The organism is Schumannella soli, assembly GCF_006517435.1.
Lineage (GTDB): Bacteria > Actinomycetota > Actinomycetes > Actinomycetales > Microbacteriaceae > Schumannella > Schumannella soli.
Window position 1 is genome coordinate 1,235,396 of sequence record NZ_VHQG01000002.1, and the last position, 17,732, is coordinate 1,253,127.

Here is a 17,732-nt window from a genome sequence, read left to right on the forward strand (position 1 = left end):
GGCGCACTCGACGGCGCGACCGGAGCAGGTCTCGGCGTCCGCCGGGGCGGCGTCGACGCGGACAACGTGGAGTCGGACTCCGCGGCGGCCGAGGAGCGCCGCGACGGGGAGAGCCGGAAGCGCGGCGGCCGCGGTTCGCGGGCCGCGCGCTCGCTCTGCTCCGCGCCGCTCGGGCGATCGAAGCCCTCAGGCCGCTTCACCTGCTCAGGGTAGCCACGAACATCCGCCGCCCCGGGTCAGCGACACGGCGGCCCCGGCGAGTCGCGAGCAGCCCCCCGGGCCGCCCGGAGCGATGCCGGTGATCGACGAGCGCGCGCACCTCCGGCCGAGACGGGCGCGCCGCGCGAGGCGGACCTCAGGGACGCGTCGCGAGCGCCTCGAGCAGCTGGGGCACGAGCTGGTACACCGTGCCGCAGGAGAGCGTCATGACGAGATCTCCCTCGCGCGCGACCGAGGCGAGGTGCTCAGCGGCCTGCGCCCAGTCCTCGATCAGCACCACCTTGCTCTTGTCGGCGAAGCCGTCGACCACCAGCTGACCGCTCACCCCCGGGATCGGGTTCTCGCGCGCGCCGTCGACGGCGAGCACGATCGTGTAGTCGGCGCCGGCCTCGTAGGCCTTCGCGAACTCGCCCGAGAACATCTGGGTGCGCGAGAACAGATGCGGCTGGTGGATGGCGATCACACGACCCTCGCCGACGACCGAGCGCGCGCTCGCGACCGCGGCGGCCGCCTCGGCGGGCTCGTGCGCGTAGTCGTCGAAGACGCTGACCCCGCGCACCTCGCCCTTGAACTCGAAGCGTCGCTTCGTGCCGCCGAAGCTCGTGAGCGCGGCGATCGCGGCGTCGATCGGCTGGCCGAGCTCGACCACGGTCGCGACGGCGACGGCCGCGTTGAGCGCGTTGTGGCGGCCGGCGATGGGCAGGCGCGCGGGATGCGCGACTCCGTCGACCACGATCGAGAACGTCACCTGCTCCCCCGCGACGATGTCGGTCACGCGGTAGCCGGCGTCGGCCTTCTCGCCGACCCGCACGACGCGCGGCCCGCCGTCGACGCTCGCGAGCACCGCATCCAGGTCGTCGCCGTCGCCCGCGACGATGAACTCCGTCGCCTGCGCGGCGAAGGTGCGGAAGGCGTCGAGGTAGCCCTCGCGCGAGCCGTAGTGGTCGAGGTGCACCGGGTCGACGTTCGTGATGACGGCGGCCGCGGTGTCGTAGAGCAGGAAGGAGCCGTCCGACTCATCGGCCTCGAGCACGAAGAGCTCGCCGTCGCCGCTGGCCGAGCTGGTCTTCAGCGACTGGATGATCGCCCCGTTGACGAAGCTGGGGCTCTGATCGAGCTGATCGAGCAGCGTGACGATCATGCCCGTCGTGGTGCTCTTGCCGTGCGCGCCCGCGACCGAGACCACGCGACGCGACCGCGAGAGCCAGTGCAGCGCCTGCGAGCGGTGCAGCTGCACGAGACCCTTCTGCTGGGCCAGCACGTACTCGGGGTTCTCGGGCCAGATCGCGCTCGTGAACACGATCGTGTCGGCGTCGCCGAGATTCGCGGCGTCGTGACCGACGTGGATGCGGGCCCCGCGCTCGCGCAGACGCTCGAGGTACGGCGTCTCGTCGCGGTCGGACCCGCTGACCTCGACCCCCGCGTCGAGCATCATGTGCGCGATGCCGCTCATGCCCGATCCGCCGATGCCGATGAAGTGGACGCGGCCCAGGTTCTCGGGGACGTCGATGGTCAGATCGGGCTTGACGGGCATTCGCCCAGGCTACTCGGCGGAGGCGCCGGCTTCCGGCTGCGCCGCGGGGTGCGGAGCCACGCCGGGAGCGGACGTCGACCCGGAGCGCGAGTCGCGCGCCTCGACCAGCAGATCGACCATCCGGTCGGCGCCGTCGCGCACACCCTGAGCGGCGGCGCGAGCGGCCATCTCGGCGACGCGCGCGCGGTCGTCGAGCAGCGGGAGCAGCGCACCGTCGACCCACTGCGGCGTGAACTCGGCGTCGGAGACGACCACCGCGCCTCCGGCGTCGACCAGGTCCCGCGCATTGAGCGCCTGCTCCCCGTTGCCGACCGCGTAGGGCACCAGCACGCTCGGGATGCCGAGGGCGCCGAGCTCGGCGAGCGTGCTACCGCCGGCGCGCGACACCGCGAAGTCGGCGCTCGCGAGCGCGAGCTCCATGCGGTCGCAGTACTCGAGGATGCGGTAGCCGGCGAGGCCGGGATCGGCGACTGTCGCGGTCGTGCCGGTGATGTGCAGCACCTGCCAGCCCGTGCCGAGGATCGCGGCGATCGACGTGGACACGGTCTCGTTGATGCGGCGCGCGCCGAGCGAGCCGCCGGTCACGAGCAGCGTCGGACGCCGCGCATCCAGCCCCCAGAGCGCCTGGGCCTCGGCGCGGGCGGCGGGCACGTCGACACGCTCGACCTCGCGCCGCAGCGGGAGCCCGACGACGCGGGCGTGGGCGAGCCGGGTCGACGGGAACAGCACGCCAACGAAGCGGGTCAGCCGGGCGCCGAGGCGGTTGGCGATGCCGGGCCGCGCGTTCGCCTCGTGGATCGCCAGCGGCGTCTTCTCGGCGCGCGCGGCGAGATACGCCGGAGCCGCCGCATAACCGCCGACGCCGAACACGACATCCACGTGCCGGTTGCGGATGACGCCGCGCACCTGATCGATCGTGGCCTTCAGCGCCCCGGGGAATCGCAGCGCGGCCGCGTTCGGCCGGCGCGGGAACGGCAGCTTCGGGATCGTCACCAGCTCGTAGCCGCGCTCGGGCACGAGTCGCGCCTCCAGACCCTCCGCGGTGCCCAGCACCAGGATCTCGGCGTCGGGCTCGCGCTCGCGCAGCCGATCGGCGGTCGCGAGCAGGGGGTTGACGTGGCCGGCGGTGCCGCCGCCGGCGAAGAGGTAGACGCTCACCGCAGCGAGTCTGCCGCATCCACGAGGCCGGGCTCGCGCCGCACCGGCCTCGTGCGGGCGAACGACAGCACCACGCCGACCGCGGCCAGGTTCGTCACGAGCGCCGAACCGCCCGAGGAGACGAAGGGCAGCGGCACGCCGAGCACCGGCAGCAGGCCGAGCACCACCGCGATGTTGACGAGGGCCTGGCCGACGATCCACACCATGGCCGCGCCGACCGCGACGCGCGGGAACAGCTCGGTCTGCATGCGCATGACGCGGATGAAGCAGATCGCGAGACCGGCGAAGACCAGCAGCAGAAGGACCGCGCCGACGAGGCCGAGCTCCTCGCCGATCACGGCGAAGATGAAGTCGTTGTCGGCCGCCGGCAGCCACGACCACTTCGCGGTCGAGTTGCCGAGGCCCTTGCCGAACAGCCCGCCGCCGGCCAGCGCCCACCAGCCGTGGATCGACTGCCAGCAGCTCAGCTCGTAGTCGGCGGGGTTGGAGCAGCCGTTGAGCCAGGCGGTGATGCGGTCGGAGCGCGATCCGTTCGCCTGGGCGGCGATCAGGGCGAGCGCCGCCATCACGACGCCCGAGATCGCGAGGTGGCGCAGCTTCACCCCGGCGAAGAACAGGGCGCCGAACACGATCGCGACCATGATCATGACCGTTCCGAGGTCTTTGCCGACCATGACCAGGCCGATCGCAACGGCGGCGACGGGAGCGACCGGCAACGCCACATGCTTCCAGTCGCCGAGGAGGCCCTGGTCGGCTTTGCGCGCGAGCACCACCGCGAGCCAGACGACCAGCGCGAGCTTGACGAACTCGGACGGCTGGAAGGTGAAGCCGGCGATCTTGATCCAGTTGTTGTTGTACTGGTCGGCGGTGCCGATGCCGGGCGCGAACACCAGCAGCTGCAGCATCACGCCGGCACCGACGGCCCACCACGCCCACCGGTGGTAGAACGCCGGCGACAGCCGGGAGAGGATCAGCATCGCCGGCACGCCGATCGCGGCGAACAGCGCCTGACGGGCGAAGCGGGCGAAGAAGTCGTCGGTGTTCGAGAACGACTCCACCGACGACGACGACAGCACCATCACGAGACCGAAGATCACCAGGAACAGGGTCGTGCCGAGCAGGACGAAGTACTCGGGGGTCTCGGCGGCGAAGATGCGACGCACGGCGACGCGGGCGCGACGGCCCGTATGGTGCGCCGTCGCCTCGGCAGCGCCGTCAGCGCTCGCCGGCGCGGGGGCCGAAGCGCGGGCGGCGGACGGTCGAGCGCCGGAGGCCGGACGTGCGCGTCCGGCACGCCCGTCAGGCGTGCGGCCGCCCGGTCGGGTCGGCTCCCGCATCGTGGTCACGGTCGCCTCCCTCATGGTGACTGCGCGCCGCCTCCGCGAAGCGTCGCCCGCGGTCGGCGTAGTCGGTGAACTGGTCCATCGATGCCGCCGACGGCGCCAGCAGCACGACGTCGCCGTCTTGTGCCAGAGCCGCCGCCGCGCGAACCGCGGCGGGCATCACGGAGTCAGTCTGCGGCTCGTCGACCTCGACCAGCCGCACGCCGGGCGCGTGTCGCGCGAACGCATCCACGACCGCCGCCCGGTCGACGCCGATCACGACGGCGCCGCGCAGGCGCTCGGCGTGCTTCTCGACCAGCGGGGCGATGTCGATGCCCTTGAGCAGACCGCCGACGACCCAGACGACCGACCCGAAGGAGCTCAGCGACGAGTTCGCGGCGTGCGCGTTCGTCGCCTTCGAGTCGTCGATCCAGACCACGCCGTCGGCCTCGTGCACCCGCTCGGTGCGGTGCGGCGAGAGCCGGAAGGCGCGGATGCCCTCGCGCACCTGGGCGGGCGTGGCTCCGGCGGCGCGGGCGAGCGCGGCGGCCGCGAGCACGTTCTGCGCCATGTGCGGCGACGCCAGGCCTGACTCGCGCAGGTCGTCGAGCGTCGCGATCTCGAGCGCGCTCGTGCGGCGCTCCTCGAGGAAGGCGCGGTCGACGAGCACGCCCTCGACGATGCCGAGATCGGAGGGTCCGGGGATGCCCAGGCCGAAGCCGATCGCGCGGGCGCCCTCCTGCACCTCCGCGTCCTCGACCATCTCGCGCGTGGCGATGTCGGCGAGGTTGTAGACGCAGGCCGACTTCGTGCGCGTGTAGACCTTGGCCTTCGCGGCCCGGTAGGCCTCCGCCGATCCGTGCCAGATCAGGTGGTCGTCGGCGAGGTTCAGGCAGACGCTCGCGAGCGGGGCGATCTGGCCGCCCTCGTTGCGGTCGAACCAGTGCAGCTGGTGGCTGGAGAGCTCGACGACGAGGACGTCGAAGCCCTCGGGATCACGCACGGCATCCAGCACCGGGATGCCGATGTTGCCGGCGGGTGCGGCTTTGATGCCGGCGGCGACGAGCATGGTCGCCGTGAGCTCGGTCGTGGTGGTCTTGCCGTTCGTGCCGGTGATCGCGATCCACTCGGCCGCGCGCACCTTGTCGCGCACACGCCAGGCGAGCTCGATGTCGCCCCACATCGGGATGCCGTGACGCTCGGCCCAGGCGAGCAGCGGATGCGACGGCGGGTATCCGGGCGACACGACGATCAGCTCGGGGTCGAAGTCCTCGAGCGCGGTCGGGACGGCGCGATCGTCGGGAGCCGGGATGTACCGCACGCCGATGACCTCGAGCAGGCGGAGGTGCTCCTCCGAGCCGCGGGCCGCCGCGACGACGACCTCCGAGCCCAGCTCGGCGAGCGTGTCGGCGACCGAGAAGCCGGTGACGCCGAGGCCCAGCACGGCGACGCGGAGGCCCTTCCAGTCGGAATGCCAGCTGGTGAGCTCCGCGAGGTCGCGGGTCATCGACTGACCCACTCCAGGTAGAACAGTCCGACCCCGGCCGCGACGAACAGGCCGGCGATGATCCAGAAGCGCACGACGACCGTGACCTCCGCCCATCCCTTCAGCTCGAAGTGATGATGCAGCGGCGACATCAGGAAGATGCGCTTTCCCTTGGTGATCTTGAAGTACGCGCGCTGCACCACGACCGAGCCGGTCACGATCACGAACAGGCCGCCGAGCAGCACGAGCAGCATCTCGGTGCGGGTGAGGATCGCGAGGCCGGCGATCGCGCCGCCGAGGCCGAGCGAGCCGGTGTCGCCCATGAAGATCTGCGCGGGCGAGGTGTTCCACCAGAGGAAGCCGATGAGGCTCCCGACGATCGCCGCCGCGACGACGGCGAGGTCGAGCGGATCACGCACCTCGTAGCACTTGTAGAGCACGGTGTCGTCGACGTTCGGGTTGAAGCACCACTGGTTGAACTGCCAGAAGCCGATCAGCAGGTAGCCCGAGATCGTGAGGATCGCGGCGCCCGTCGCGAGGCCGTCGAGGCCGTCGGCCACGTTGACGCCGTTCGAGGCGCTGACCACGATCACGTTCGTCCAGATGACGAAGGCGATGACCGCGCCGACCGTGCCGAAGATCGCCAGGTCGAGCCAGTCGATGTCGCGGATGAACGAGAGCTGCGTCGACGCGGCGGTGAGACCGTGCTCGTCCTTGACGACGACGAGCGCGAGGATCGCGAAGACGATGCCGACGATGACCTGGCCGGCGATCTTCGCCCAGCCGCCGAGGCCGAGGCTGCGCTGCTTGCGGGTCTTGAGGAAGTCGTCGACGAAGCCGACGAGTCCCAGACCGAACATCAGCAGCAGCACCATGAGACCGACGAAGGTCATCGGCTCGCGCGCCACCAGATGCCCGACGAGGTAGCCGAGTCCGGAGCCCAGGATGAAGACGATGCCGCCCATGGTGGGCGTGCCCTTCTTCGTGTGGTGGCTCTGCGGTCCGTCGTCGCGGATGAACTGACCCCAGCCGACCTTGCGGAACAGGCGGATGAAGAGCGGCGTGCCGAACAGCGTGAACAGCATGCCGAAGCCGCCGGCGACGAGCAGCGCGATCATGCGGAGACCTCCTCGACGCCGCCGATGCGGTCGCCCAGGAAGCGGAGTCCCGCCGACTTCGACGACTTCACCAGCACGACATCACCCGACCGGAGCAGCCCACGAAGCACATCGTAGGCGGCGTCGACGTCGTCGACGAGGATCGACTCCCCGTCCCACGAGCCTTCGAGTCCGGCGGCGTTGTGGATGTGGCGGGCGTTCTGGCCGACGACGACCAGCTGGCGGATGTCGAGGCGCACGGCGAGCCGGCCGATGCGATCGTGCTCCTCGTCGGCGTACTCCCCCAACTCGGCCATCTCGCCGAGCACGGCGATCGAACGGCGACCCTCGGCCGCGGCGAGCTGTGCGAGCGTCTTGAGCGCGGCGGCCGTCGAGTCAGGGCTCGCGTTGTAGGCGTCGTTGATGACGGTCACGCCCTCGCTCGGCTCGAGCAGCTCCATGCGCCAGCGCTCGGCCCGCGGCACCTGCTCGATCGTCGCGATCGCCGCGGCACGGGGCACGCCGAGCTCCCGCGCCACGGTGAGCGCGGCGAGGGCGTTGTAGACGTGGTGCTCGCCGAGGATGCGCAGCGTCACCGGGGTGCGCTCGCCGTCGGCCACGTAGGTGAAGGCGGTGCCGCTCGGACGCAGCTCGACATCCTCGGCGCGGACCTCGGCGGCGCCGAGCCCGAAGGTGATGACGCGGGCGGCGGTCACGTCGCGCATCGCGATCACCCGCGGGTCGTCGACGTTGAGCACGGCGGCCGCCGCGGCGGGCAGCTCGGTGACGATCTCCGACTTCGCCCGCTGCGTCTGCTCGATGCCGCCGAACTCGCCCGCGTGGGCGAGGCCGACCTTGAGCACGACGGAGACGTCGGGGGTGACGATGCCCACGAGACGGGCGATCTCGCCCACGCCGGCAGCGCCCATCTCGACGATGAGGAACTCGCTGTCGTCGTCGACGCGCAGCATCGACACCGGGGCGCCGACGTGGTTGTTGAACGATCCGGGCGGGGCCACGGTGGCGCCCTGCGTGCCGAGCACGGCCCGCAGCAGGTTCTTCGTCGTGGTCTTGCCGTTCGAGCCCGTGATGCCGACGACCTTGAGACGGCCGTGTGCGCGCACCCGCGCCACGACCTCGCGGGCCAGATCGGCGAGCGCCACGACGCCGTCATCGACGACGATCTGCGGCGCTCCGAGCTCGAGCTCGCGCTCGGTCACGACCAGCGCCGCGCCCGCCCCGACCGCTCCGGCGGCGAAGCGATGGCCGTCGGTGACCTCGCCAGGCAGCGCGAAGAAGATCGAGCCGGACCCGACGAGACGCGAATCGGTCTCGACCTGGCCCTCGACCGCCGTGTCCGCATCCAGCCCGCGCTCGGCCGCATCGGCCGGCAGCACGAGTCGTCCGCCGAGGATCCGCTCGATCTCGGCCAGCGTCAGCCGGATCACTCCCAGCCCGCCTCACGCAGGGCCGCACGGGCCTCGTCGCGCGCCGAGTACTCGGTGCGCACGCCGCGGATGTCGCGGTAGTCCTGGTGGCCGGGGCCCGCCCAGAGGATCGAGTCACCCTCCTCGGCCAGGTTCACGGCCGCACGGATGGCCGCCTCCGGCGGGCTCACCTCGAGCGTCTGCTCGGGCTGGTGCTCGGCCAGCGCCGCCCCCTCGAGCAGGGTCGCGCGGATGGAGGTCGGATCCTCGAAGCGCGGGTGGTGGTCGGTGATGACGAGGATGTCGCTGCCCTCGGCCGCGACGCGCCCCATCTCGTGACGTTTCGTGGCATCCCGGTCGCCGTCGGCGCCGAAGACCATGATCGTGCGCCCGGTCGTGAACTTGCGCACGGCGGCGAGGGTGTTCTCGAAGGCGTCGGGGCTGTGGCCGAAGTCGACGTAGACGCTGGGGCCGCGGTCGCCCGAGACGCGCTCGGTGCGTCCGGGCAGATACGCGCGGATGCCACCGTCGGCGTCGAGCGCCTGACCGATCGCCTCGAGCTCGAAGCCGGCCTCGACCAGCATGACGATCGCGAGTCCGGCGTTCGCGGCCATGTGCCAGCCGATCAGCGGAACGGACGTCTCGAGGGTGCGCCCCTCGGGTCCGGTCAGACGGAAGCCGGTGCGCTCGGCGCTCTCCTCGATGATCTCGACGCGCCACTCGGCGTCGACCTCGGGCAGTGCCGAGATGGTCGTCACCGGGATGCGCGATTCCTCGACGACGCGCGCACCCCAGGCGGTGTCGAGCGAGACGACACCGCGCTTGGCGCGGTCAGGATCGAACAGCGGGAGCTTCGCGCGGAAGTACTCCTCCATGTCGGCGTAGTCGTCGAGGTGGTCGTGGCTGAGGTTCGTGAACGCGACGACGTCGAAGACGATGCCGTCGACGCGGTTCCACGTCAGGGCCTGGGCGCTGACCTCGAGGGCGACGGCGCGCACGCCGGCCTCGCGCATGCGCGCGAGCAGCGCGTGCATCTCGCTCGCCTCAGGCGTCGTGAGGCGGCTGACGACCGTGAGGTCGCCGATATGGCGCTCGGCGGTCGAGCTGAGGCCGGTCACCAGGCCGAGCTGCTTGAGGATCCCCTCGAGGATGTACGAGGTCGAGGTCTTGCCGTTCGTGCCCGTGGTGCCGAAGATCAGCGGCGAGTCCTCGCGGGTGCGGTAGACCCAGTTCGACAGCTCACCGAGGGCCTCGCGCGGGTTCTCGACGACGATCGTCGGCAGTCCGGCGTCGGCCGAGAGCTCGGCGCCCTCCTCGTCGGTCACGATCGCGACGGCGCCGGCCGCGGCGGCGTCCGTCGCGTAGCTGGCTCCGTGCGCCTTCGCACCGCGCAGTCCGACGTAGAGGTCGCCGGGGCGCACCTCGGTCGAGCTGAGCGTGATCCCGGTGATCTCGACGCCGTCGGCCGAGCCGCGCAGGTCGAGATCGAACTCGTCGACGAGCCGCGAGAGCGGCCGCGAGGCGGGGTGCTCAGGACGGAGAACCGGAGGGATCCGAGAACTCACGCTGGCTGACTTCCTTCCGATGGGGCGCCGCCGGGGTGCCCGCTCACCACTCGGTCGGAGTGTCGGGCGTCGCCGTGGTGGACGGCTGGACCCGGTAGGTCTTGATGACCTGCTTCATGATCGCAGCGAAAGCGGGGGCCGCTGCGGCCGAAGTCTTGATCTTAGTCGGCAGGCCGAGGGTGACGATAACCGCGTAGTTCGGATCGTCGACCTTGAGGATGCCCGCGACCGACACGATGCGGTCGCTGCCGTACTTGCCGTCGGCGCCGCCCACCTGAGCGGTTCCCGACTTGGCGGCGACGCGGTAGCCGGGGATGCCGATCGTCTTCGAGAGCGGGCCCTTCGAGGCGACCGTCTCCATGGCCAGCAGCGTCTGCTGGGCGGCGTAGTCGCTGACCACGCGGGTGGGAGTGGTGCTCGGCACGTCGGTGACCGTGGCGTCCGGGTGCTGGCAGCCCTCGACGAGGCTGAGCGGCACCGTGACCCCGTTGTTGCCGAGCGTCTGGTAGAGGCTCGCCATCTGAGCCGAGGTCACGCTGATCGCCTGGCCGAACTGCTGCGCCTTGTTCGAGATCGCGTCGAGTCCGACCGGGTTCTGCACGGTGCCCGACTCCTCGCCGAGGAAGCCGACGCCGGTCTTCGTGCCGAAGCCGAACTTCTTCAGGTAGGCGGTGCGCTGCGCGAGCGGCAGCTTCTCGCTGATCATGGAGACGCCCACGTTCGACGACTGCTCGATGATGCCGGCGACGGTCCAGTGCATGTCGCCGTGGGCGAAGACGTCGCCGATCTTCGAACCGGCGGGCAGACCGTTCGTGTACCAGCCCGGCACCGTGTACTTGTCGGTGATCTGCAGCACCCCCGCGTCGATGAGCGACGCGACCGTGGCAGGCTTCATGATCGAGCCGGGCTCGTAGGGCGCCGTGAAGAAGCGCGAGCCGCTCGACTCGGCCGGAACCGAGTTGAGGTCGTTGGGGTCGATGCTCGGGTAGTCCGCCGCAACGAGCAGCTTGCCCGTGCGGGTGTCGACGACGGCGGCCGTCGCCCACTGCGCGCCCATGGCCTGCGCCTGCGCGGCGATCGTCTGCTGCGCGAAGTACTGCAGGTCGGAGTCGATCGTGAGCTTGAGCGTGCCGCCGTCGACCGCCTGCTTGGTCGTGATCGTGCTGCCGGGCATCCGCACCCCGTCGCGACTGACCTCGTAGGTCTGGCTGCCGTCGGTGCCCTGCAGGCAGCTGTCGTAGGAGCGCTCGAGCCCCGCGAGGGGGCCGTCGGTGCCGAGGAAGCCGACGAGGTTGCCCGCGACGGCCCCGTTCGGATAGGTGCGTGCCGGGTGCGGCTTGTCCCACACCCACGGGATGTTCAGCGCCTTGACCTTGTTGAAGACGTCGAGCTTCACGCCCTTCACCAGGTAGGCGAAGTTCGACGTGGGGTCCTTGCTCAGCGCGTCGTACAGCTCGTTCGTGTCCGAGCCGGTGATCTCGGCGATCTCGCCGAGCGCCTCCATGACCGACACGTGCTCCTTCGTGACGGTGCCGTCCTTCGCCTTCTTGGAGCGGGTGAAGCCGTCGACGACGACGTCCTTCGGCGAGGCGGTGATGTCCCAGCGCTCGACGCTGTCGGCCAGCACGACCCCGTTGGCGTCGACGATCGATCCGCGCGTGCCCCAGACCGTGGTCTCGGCGGTCTGCTTGCTCGCCGAGGCCTTGTTCAGCTCGGCGGCGCGCACGACCTGGAAGTCGAACAGTCGCACCCCGAAGACGGCGACGATCGCGAAGACGACGATCAGCGCGACGGCGTGCCGTCGACGAGCGCTGCGGCTCTGCTGACTGCGACGGTGGTGGCTGCGCACGCTGCTCCCTGGTTGCGGATCGGTCTGATGGTCAGCGGGTGGTCGGAGCCGGGATGACGTTCTCTGCCCCGGACGCTACGTCGCCGCTCCCGGTGCCGGTGCCCGACGCGCCGGAGTCGGGGTCGCCCCCGGTCGTGACGCTGCCGTCGAAGCCCTGGGTGGGGTCCTCGCTCTGCTGCCCCGCGGCGGCCGCGTCGGCCGCCGCGCGCGCCGCGGCGATCGCGGCGGGGTCGACCTTCGTCGATCCGGTGAGCAGGGAGTTGCCGATGAGGTTGCCGCCGCCGGTGATGCTGCCGCCGTCCGGCGTGGCGGTTCCGCTCACCCGGCCGCTCGCGACATCCAGGAACACCGGGTTGCCGCTCGCGACCATGCCGAGGGCTTCGGCGTTCTGGGTGAGGTTCTGCGTCGAGCCGAGCACCTCGAGCTTCTCGTTCAGCGCCTTGCGCTCCTGACCGAGCTGGTTCTGCTTCGTCTGCAGCGAGGCGATCTGGTAGGCGCCGTCGGCGGTCACGATGCTCATGAGCAGCTGCGCGATGAGGATGACGCCGATCCCGGCGATCACCGCGAGCGCGTAGACGACGCGGGGCCGCGCCCGCTTCTGCGCGCGCGAGGGTGCGATCTCGAGGTGCGGGCGCTGCTCCCGCTGCTCCTCACCGGAGCGTTCGCGCGGACGAGCGGCCGCGACTGCCAGGTTGCTCATGCCGACTCCGTGATCCGCTCTGCTGCGCGCAGCCGCACGGACGCGGCTCGCGGGTTGATGTCCTTCTCGTCGTCGCTCGCCAGCTCGGCTCCGCGCACGAGCAGCCGGAACTGCGGCCGATGCTCGGGCAGCTCCACCGGCAGGCCGCGCGGGGCGGTCGAGGTGGTGCGGGCGGTGAACTCGCGCTTCACGATGCGGTCCTCGAGCGAGTGGTAGGCGAGCACGACCATGCGCCCGCCCGGCTCGAGGGCGTCGAGTCCGGCGGGGATCGCCTGCTCCACGCCGTCGAGCTCGCCGTTGACCTCGATGCGCAGCGCCTGGAAGACCCGCTTGGCCGGGTGGCCGCTGCGCTCGCGCTGCACCGCCGCCGGTGTCGCGTCGATGAGCAGCTGCACGAGCTCGGCCGAGGTCGTCAGCGGCGACTGCTGGCGACGCTCGACGATGCGGCGGGCGTAGCGCGACGCGAGCTTCTCCTCGCCGTACTGCTGGAAGATGCGGCGCAGCGCGCCCTCGTCGTACTCGGCGAGCACCTTCTCGGCCGTCAGCTCGGCGGTGGAGTCCATGCGCATGTCGAGCGGGGCGTCCTGCGAGTAGGCGAAGCCGCGCTCGGCGCGGTCGAGCTGCATCGACGAGACGCCGAGATCGAAGAGGAAGCCGGACACCTTCTCGATCCCGAGCGAGTCGAGGGCGTCGCGCAGGTGGTGGTACTCGGTGTGGACGAGGTCGAGACGGTCGGAGAACCGGGCGAGGCGCTCCCCCGCGAGGCGCTGGGCCTCGGTATCGCGGTCGAGTCCCACCAGGTGCAGCTTCGGGAAGCGCTCGAGGAAGGCCTCGGCGTGACCGCCGAGGCCGAGGGTCGCGTCGACGAGCACCGCGCCGTCGTGGTCGAGGGCCGGCGCGAGCAGCTCGATGCAGCGCTCGAGCAGGACGGGGATGTGGATCTGGTCGTGTGCCATGAGATCTCGGGCGGTGATCCTCGGGCCTGATCCCCATCCGCTGCCGCCTGCCCCCGGGGAAGTTGGGGCAGGGAGCGCGGCTGAGGGTCGGGCCCGAGGAGCAGCTAGAACAGCCCGGGGATCACCTCCTCGTCGGCGTCGGCGAACGCGGCCTCGGTGGCGGCGGTGTAGTCGTTCCAGGCGCTGGTGCTCCAGATCTCGGCGCGACCGCCGGCGCCGATGACGGTGAGGTCGCGGTCGAGGCCCGCGTAGTCGCGCAGCAGGGGCGGGATCGTGATGCGGCGCTGCTTGTCGGGGATCTCCTGGCTGGCGCCGGAGAGGAAGAGGCGCAGGAAGTCGCGAGTGCGCTTGCTGCCGGTCGAGGCCTGACGCATCTGCTCGTGCACGTTCTCGAACTCGCGCTGGCTGTACATGAAGACGGCGCGCTCCTGGCCGCGGGTCAGCACGACGCCGCCCGAGAACTCATCCCAGAACTTGGCGGGCAGGATGATCCGCCCTTTGTCGTCGAGCTTGGGTGCGAACGTGCCGAGCAGCATGTCGTCCCCCTCTCGCGCCGGCCTGCTCCGAGTTCCTCCACTTTACTCCACAGATCTCCCCAAACAAGCGGAACTTGCGCCGCGACACTCCCCCGTTCGCGGCTCACGCCCATGTTTTCAGGGCTAGCACGCAGTGGTGGGATGTGGAGGAGATTTCACACGATCAGGCCGCGTTCATCCACGCGCAGCGGAGATCGCCATCACGCACCGGCCGCGATCGCCACGTCGTGGCCCGTCGGCTCCCCGGAATCCCGGCGGGGGCGCACGAAAAAGAGGCCGACCCGAAGGTCGGCCTCGTGAGGTGGGAGGGAAGTGGAGGAGGCGGGTTACGCGTCCCGGTCGCCGTCACGGCGGTGCTCGAAGCGCTCGCCCAGATCGTGCAGCAGACCGCTGTCGCGGACGGGACGCGGAGACGAGTGGCGCAGGAACCGCTTCGGCGGCGAGATCGCGAAGAGCGCCCCGCCGAACATGAGAGCGAAGCCCACGGCCCCGATGATCGGCTGACGCAGGGCGACGCCCACGACGAGAAGCCCGATGCCGATGACAGCGGCGATCACGCCGAGGGCGATGATCGCGACACCCGGTCGCGAGCGCCCCGAGCCGACCGTCGCCACGAAGTCGGCGTCGTTCTGGTAGAGGTTGCGCTCCATCTCGTCGAGGAGTCGCTGCTCCTGCTCGGACAGTGGCATCTCGGTCGCCTTTCGTCGGGCCCACAACCGGCTCGCCGGCGTGCGTGTCGGAGCCTCATTCTAGGCTCGCGACCCCGGGTAGGCTAGGCGAGTGGCTGGGAGTTTGCGCTTTGTCGATCTCGTGCAGAACCGGCTCGACGATCTGCTCGCCGATCGGGGTTCGGCGCTCACGCGCATCTCGCCCGATCTCGACGATCTGAGCCTCGTCGCCCGCGACCTGCTCGCCGGGGGAAAGCGCTTCCGCGCCCTCTTCTGCTACTGGGGCTGGCAGGCCGTCGCCGGGCGCGAGCGCGAGACCGATCTGCTCCCCGACGCCGAGGACTCGCTCGACCTCGGCCCCATCACCGCCGCCTCCGCCGCGCTCGAGATCTTCCACGCCGCCGCGCTCGTGCACGACGACATCATGGACAACTCCGACCTGCGCCGCGGGCGCCCCTCCACGCATCGCCGGCTCGAGGCCCTGCATCGCGAGCGCGGGCTGCGCGGCGACGCCGAGCGCTACGGGATGTCGGGCGCACTGCTGCTCGGCGACCTCCTCCTCGGCTGGAGCGACGAGCTGCTCGACCTGGGTCTGCGCGAGGTGCCGCTCGAGCAGGCGCGGGCGACCCGCGACGAGTTCGCGGTCATGCGCACCGAGGTCACCGCCGGACAGTACCTCGACATCCTCGAGGAGTCGTCGTGGCACCGGCACGGCGACGAGGAGCAGCTGCGCCGAGCTCAACGGGTGGTGCTCTACAAGTCGGCCAAGTACAGCGTCGAGGCGCCGCTCGTGATCGGCGCGGCGATCGCGGGTGCGGACGCCGACCAGATCGACGCACTGCGCGGCTTCGGGGTGCCGCTCGGCATCGCCTTCCAGCTGCGCGACGACCTGCTCGGGGTGTTCGGCGATCCCGAGGTCACCGGCAAGCCCTCGGGTGACGACCTGCGCGAGGGCAAGCGCACCGTGCTCATCGCGCTCGCGCGCGAGTCCCTGTCCGGTTCGGCCCGCAACCTGCTCGACGAGCTGCTGGGCGATCCCGACCTCGACGACGATCAGATCCGGATGCTGCAGTCGACGATCCGCGCGAGCGGCGCGGTCGATCGCCTCGAGGGCATGATCGGCCGCGAGGTCGAGCGCGCGACGTCAGCGCTCGACGGCGCCCCGCTCACCCGATCGGCGCGAGCCGAGCTGCTGCGTCTCGCCGACGCGGTGACCCGCCGCGAGGCCTGAGCCGCGCTCGATGGGCGCGAGCCACGGCGCGAGCCGCGGTTCGACAGTCGCCGCGCGCCGCCGATGCGATCAGGCGAGCGCCTGAGCCACCCGGCGCACCTCGGCCTTGCGACCGGCGAGCAGGGCGTCGATCGGCGAGACGCCGAGGCTGTCCTCGGGCGCGAGCAGCCAGTCGATCGCCTCGTCGTCGTCGAAGCCGATGTCCGACAGCAGCGTGGCGGTGCCGCGCAGCTCGCTGAGCGGCTCGCCCTCGCGCACGAAGACGGCGGGCACGCGGAGGATGCCGTCGCGGCGCGTGCCGAGCAGCACGCGCTCCTCGATCAGACGTCGCACCCGGCCCTGCGGGATGCCGAGGATCTCGACGAGATCGGGCACGGTCAGCCAGGCGGTCGCAGAGGTGTCGCTCACCGCACCACTCTCGCACCTCTCGTCTGGCCGCGCGGACCGGGTCGGGCCGGGGCGCGAGTCACATGAATCACATCAGTCACATCCACCACTCTGATTGACTCTGTGTGACATCTGTGTCAGCGTGAACCGATGCGCGCTCGGCGCGCGAGAAGGCCGAATCACCGCCCTCGGGGGTGGGAACGGGGTGACTGATGACCGGAGACATCGAAGCGCGCACGGCGACGGGGTCGCTGCTCGCCGCGCTCAAGGCCACCGCCGCGCGCCGCGCCGCCTCCTCCGACACCGGTACCTGGGCCCGCGCGAGCCGGGTGACCGTGCCGCTCGTGGTGGCCGGCGCCCTCACCGTGTCGATGAACCTCACCGCGCCCGTCCCGGCCGCGCACGCCGCGCCGAAGAAGGCCGTCAAGCCGCCGAAGAACGCCATCACGCCCGCGTCCGCCGCCGCGAAGACCCCGGCCCTCCCCGCAGTCGCTCCGGCGTCCGCGCCCGCGAGCTACAAGGTCGTCGCCGGCGACACCGTCTCGGGCATCGCGCAGCGCTTCGGCGTGAGCACGGCCGGACTGCTCGCCGCCAACGGCCTCGGCTGGAAGTCGCTCATCTTCCCCGGCCAGGTGCTCAAGATCGGCGGTGCGACGCCGAGCAGCGCCACGACCGCTCCCGCGGCCGCCCCGGTCGCCTCGAACCGGTACACGATCAAGTCGGGCGACACCGTCGGCGCCATCGCCGCGCGCTTCGGCACCACGACGCAGTCGGTGCTCAGCGCCAACGGCCTCAGCTGGACGAGCATCATCTACCCGGGCCAGACCCTCGCCATCCCGGGCGGCGTCGACATCAAGCCCGCCGCGAACGTCACGCCCGCTCCCTCGACCGGCTCCGGCTCCGGCTCCGGCTCCGGCTCCGGCTCCTCAACGGTGCCCGCCCCGGCGACGAAGACGTACACGATCGAGAGCGGCGACACGGTCTCCTCGATCGCCGCCGCCAACGGCATCTCGGTGCAGGCGCTCAAAGACGCGAACGGTCTCACCGGGTCGGCGGTGATCTTCGCCGGACGCACCCTCGTCATCCCCGCCGTCACCTCGCCGACCGCGACGCAGGACGGCAGCACGGTCACCCCGCTCAGCGCCGAGATGGCCACCAACGCGAGCGTCATCATCCGCGTCGGGCGCGAGCTCGGCGTCTCGGATCGGGGCATCATCATCGCCCTCGCCGCCGCCATGCAGGAATCGAGCCTGCGCAACATCGCCTACGGCGACCGGGACTCGGTCGGCCTGTTCCAGCAGCGCCCGAGCCAGCACTGGGGCGCCAAAGAGAAGCTGCTCGACACCGCCTACGCGGCGCGCCTGTTCTACGGCGGACCGAAGGGCCCGAACTACGGCGTGACCCGCGGCCTGCTCGAGATCCCCGGATGGCAGAGCATGACCCTGACGCAGGCCGCGCAGGCCGTGCAGATCTCCGCGTACCCGAACGCCTACGCGCGCTGGGAGAAGAGCGCGACGGCCTGGCTCAAGCAGCTGGGCTGAACCGGATGAGCGCCCCGCGTTGCACGAGAGCGTTCAGGATGCCCCCGCCTACACTC

At 71.2% G+C, this 17,732-nt stretch carries 15 protein-coding genes; 2 read left to right on the forward strand and 13 right to left on the reverse strand.

From position 1 onward, the window contains the following. Positions 1-355: 355 nt before the first annotated feature. The 12 genes from murC to FJ657_RS11495 all read right to left on the reverse strand — a co-directional run bounded on the left by murC (position 356) and on the right by FJ657_RS11495 (position 14,538). Positions 356-1,753: a UDP-N-acetylmuramate--L-alanine ligase gene (murC, locus tag FJ657_RS11440; protein ID WP_141163737.1), complete on the reverse strand. Its 1,398-nt coding sequence runs from the start codon at positions 1,751-1,753 to the stop codon at positions 356-358. 9 nt (positions 1,754-1,762) lie between these two features. After that, positions 1,763-2,911 carry a UDP-N-acetylglucosamine--N-acetylmuramyl-(pentapeptide) pyrophosphoryl-undecaprenol N-acetylglucosamine transferase gene (locus FJ657_RS11445; protein WP_141163738.1) on the reverse strand — a complete coding sequence of 383 codons (1,149 nt, stop codon included), beginning with the start codon at positions 2,909-2,911 and terminating at the stop codon, positions 1,763-1,765. Continuing rightward, on the reverse strand, positions 2,908-4,074 hold the full coding sequence (gene ftsW, locus FJ657_RS11450) for a putative lipid II flippase FtsW (protein WP_255447277.1): 1,167 nt from the start codon (positions 4,072-4,074) through the stop codon (positions 2,908-2,910). The genes FJ657_RS11445 and ftsW overlap by 4 nt, the downstream gene beginning before the upstream one ends. A gap of 136 nt (positions 4,075-4,210) precedes the next feature. Further along, a complete protein-coding gene (gene murD, locus FJ657_RS11455) occupies positions 4,211-5,740 on the reverse strand; it encodes a UDP-N-acetylmuramoyl-L-alanine--D-glutamate ligase (RefSeq protein WP_141163739.1) in 1,530 nt (509 codons plus the stop codon). Next, positions 5,737-6,837, reverse strand: a complete 1,101-nt coding sequence (gene mraY, locus FJ657_RS11460) for a phospho-N-acetylmuramoyl-pentapeptide-transferase (RefSeq protein WP_141163740.1) — start codon at positions 6,835-6,837, stop codon at positions 5,737-5,739. The genes murD and mraY overlap by 4 nt, the downstream gene beginning before the upstream one ends. Beyond that, positions 6,834-8,264 carry a UDP-N-acetylmuramoyl-tripeptide--D-alanyl-D-alanine ligase gene (locus tag FJ657_RS11465; RefSeq protein ID WP_141163741.1) on the reverse strand — a complete coding sequence of 477 codons (1,431 nt, stop codon included), beginning with the start codon at positions 8,262-8,264 and terminating at the stop codon, positions 6,834-6,836. The genes mraY and FJ657_RS11465 overlap by 4 nt, the downstream gene beginning before the upstream one ends. Next, complete coding sequence (locus FJ657_RS11470) at positions 8,261-9,808, reverse strand: Mur ligase family protein (RefSeq protein WP_141163742.1); 1,548 nt, start codon at positions 9,806-9,808, stop codon at positions 8,261-8,263. The genes FJ657_RS11465 and FJ657_RS11470 overlap by 4 nt, the downstream gene beginning before the upstream one ends. A gap of 43 nt (positions 9,809-9,851) precedes the next feature. Continuing rightward, a complete protein-coding gene (locus tag FJ657_RS11475; RefSeq protein WP_141163743.1) occupies positions 9,852-11,657 on the reverse strand; it encodes a peptidoglycan D,D-transpeptidase FtsI family protein in 1,806 nt (601 codons plus the stop codon). A 31-nt stretch (positions 11,658-11,688) separates the two neighbouring features. Then, the gene (gene ftsL, locus FJ657_RS11480; RefSeq protein ID WP_141163744.1) at positions 11,689-12,357 is read right to left on the reverse strand and encodes a cell division protein FtsL; all 669 of its coding nucleotides are present in this window, start codon (positions 12,355-12,357) and stop codon (positions 11,689-11,691) included. After that, positions 12,354-13,313: a 16S rRNA (cytosine(1402)-N(4))-methyltransferase RsmH gene (gene rsmH, locus FJ657_RS11485; RefSeq protein ID WP_141163745.1), complete on the reverse strand. Its 960-nt coding sequence runs from the start codon at positions 13,311-13,313 to the stop codon at positions 12,354-12,356. The genes ftsL and rsmH overlap by 4 nt, the downstream gene beginning before the upstream one ends. A 104-nt stretch (positions 13,314-13,417) precedes the next feature. Then, positions 13,418-13,849, reverse strand: coding sequence for a division/cell wall cluster transcriptional repressor MraZ (gene mraZ, locus FJ657_RS11490; RefSeq protein WP_141163746.1), 432 nt, complete (start codon positions 13,847-13,849; stop codon positions 13,418-13,420). Between the two features lie 326 nt (positions 13,850-14,175). Continuing rightward, positions 14,176-14,538, reverse strand: coding sequence for a DUF3040 domain-containing protein (locus FJ657_RS11495; protein WP_141163747.1), 363 nt, complete (start codon positions 14,536-14,538; stop codon positions 14,176-14,178). A gap of 91 nt (positions 14,539-14,629) precedes the next feature. On the opposite strand from FJ657_RS11495, the gene FJ657_RS11500 reads away from it, so the two are divergent. Further along, complete coding sequence (locus tag FJ657_RS11500) at positions 14,630-15,748, forward strand: polyprenyl synthetase family protein (RefSeq protein ID WP_141163748.1); 1,119 nt, start codon at positions 14,630-14,632, stop codon at positions 15,746-15,748. A gap of 69 nt (positions 15,749-15,817) precedes the next feature. Here the strand turns inward: FJ657_RS11500 and FJ657_RS11505 are convergent, their stop codons facing one another. Beyond that, positions 15,818-16,156 carry an Rv2175c family DNA-binding protein gene (locus tag FJ657_RS11505; protein ID WP_141163749.1) on the reverse strand — a complete coding sequence of 113 codons (339 nt, stop codon included), beginning with the start codon at positions 16,154-16,156 and terminating at the stop codon, positions 15,818-15,820. A gap of 191 nt (positions 16,157-16,347) precedes the next feature. On the opposite strand from FJ657_RS11505, the gene FJ657_RS11510 reads away from it, so the two are divergent. After that, entirely contained in the window at positions 16,348-17,676 is a 1,329-nt protein-coding gene (locus FJ657_RS11510) for a LysM peptidoglycan-binding domain-containing protein (protein ID WP_141163750.1), read from the forward strand. Positions 17,677-17,732: the final 56 nt, after the last annotated feature.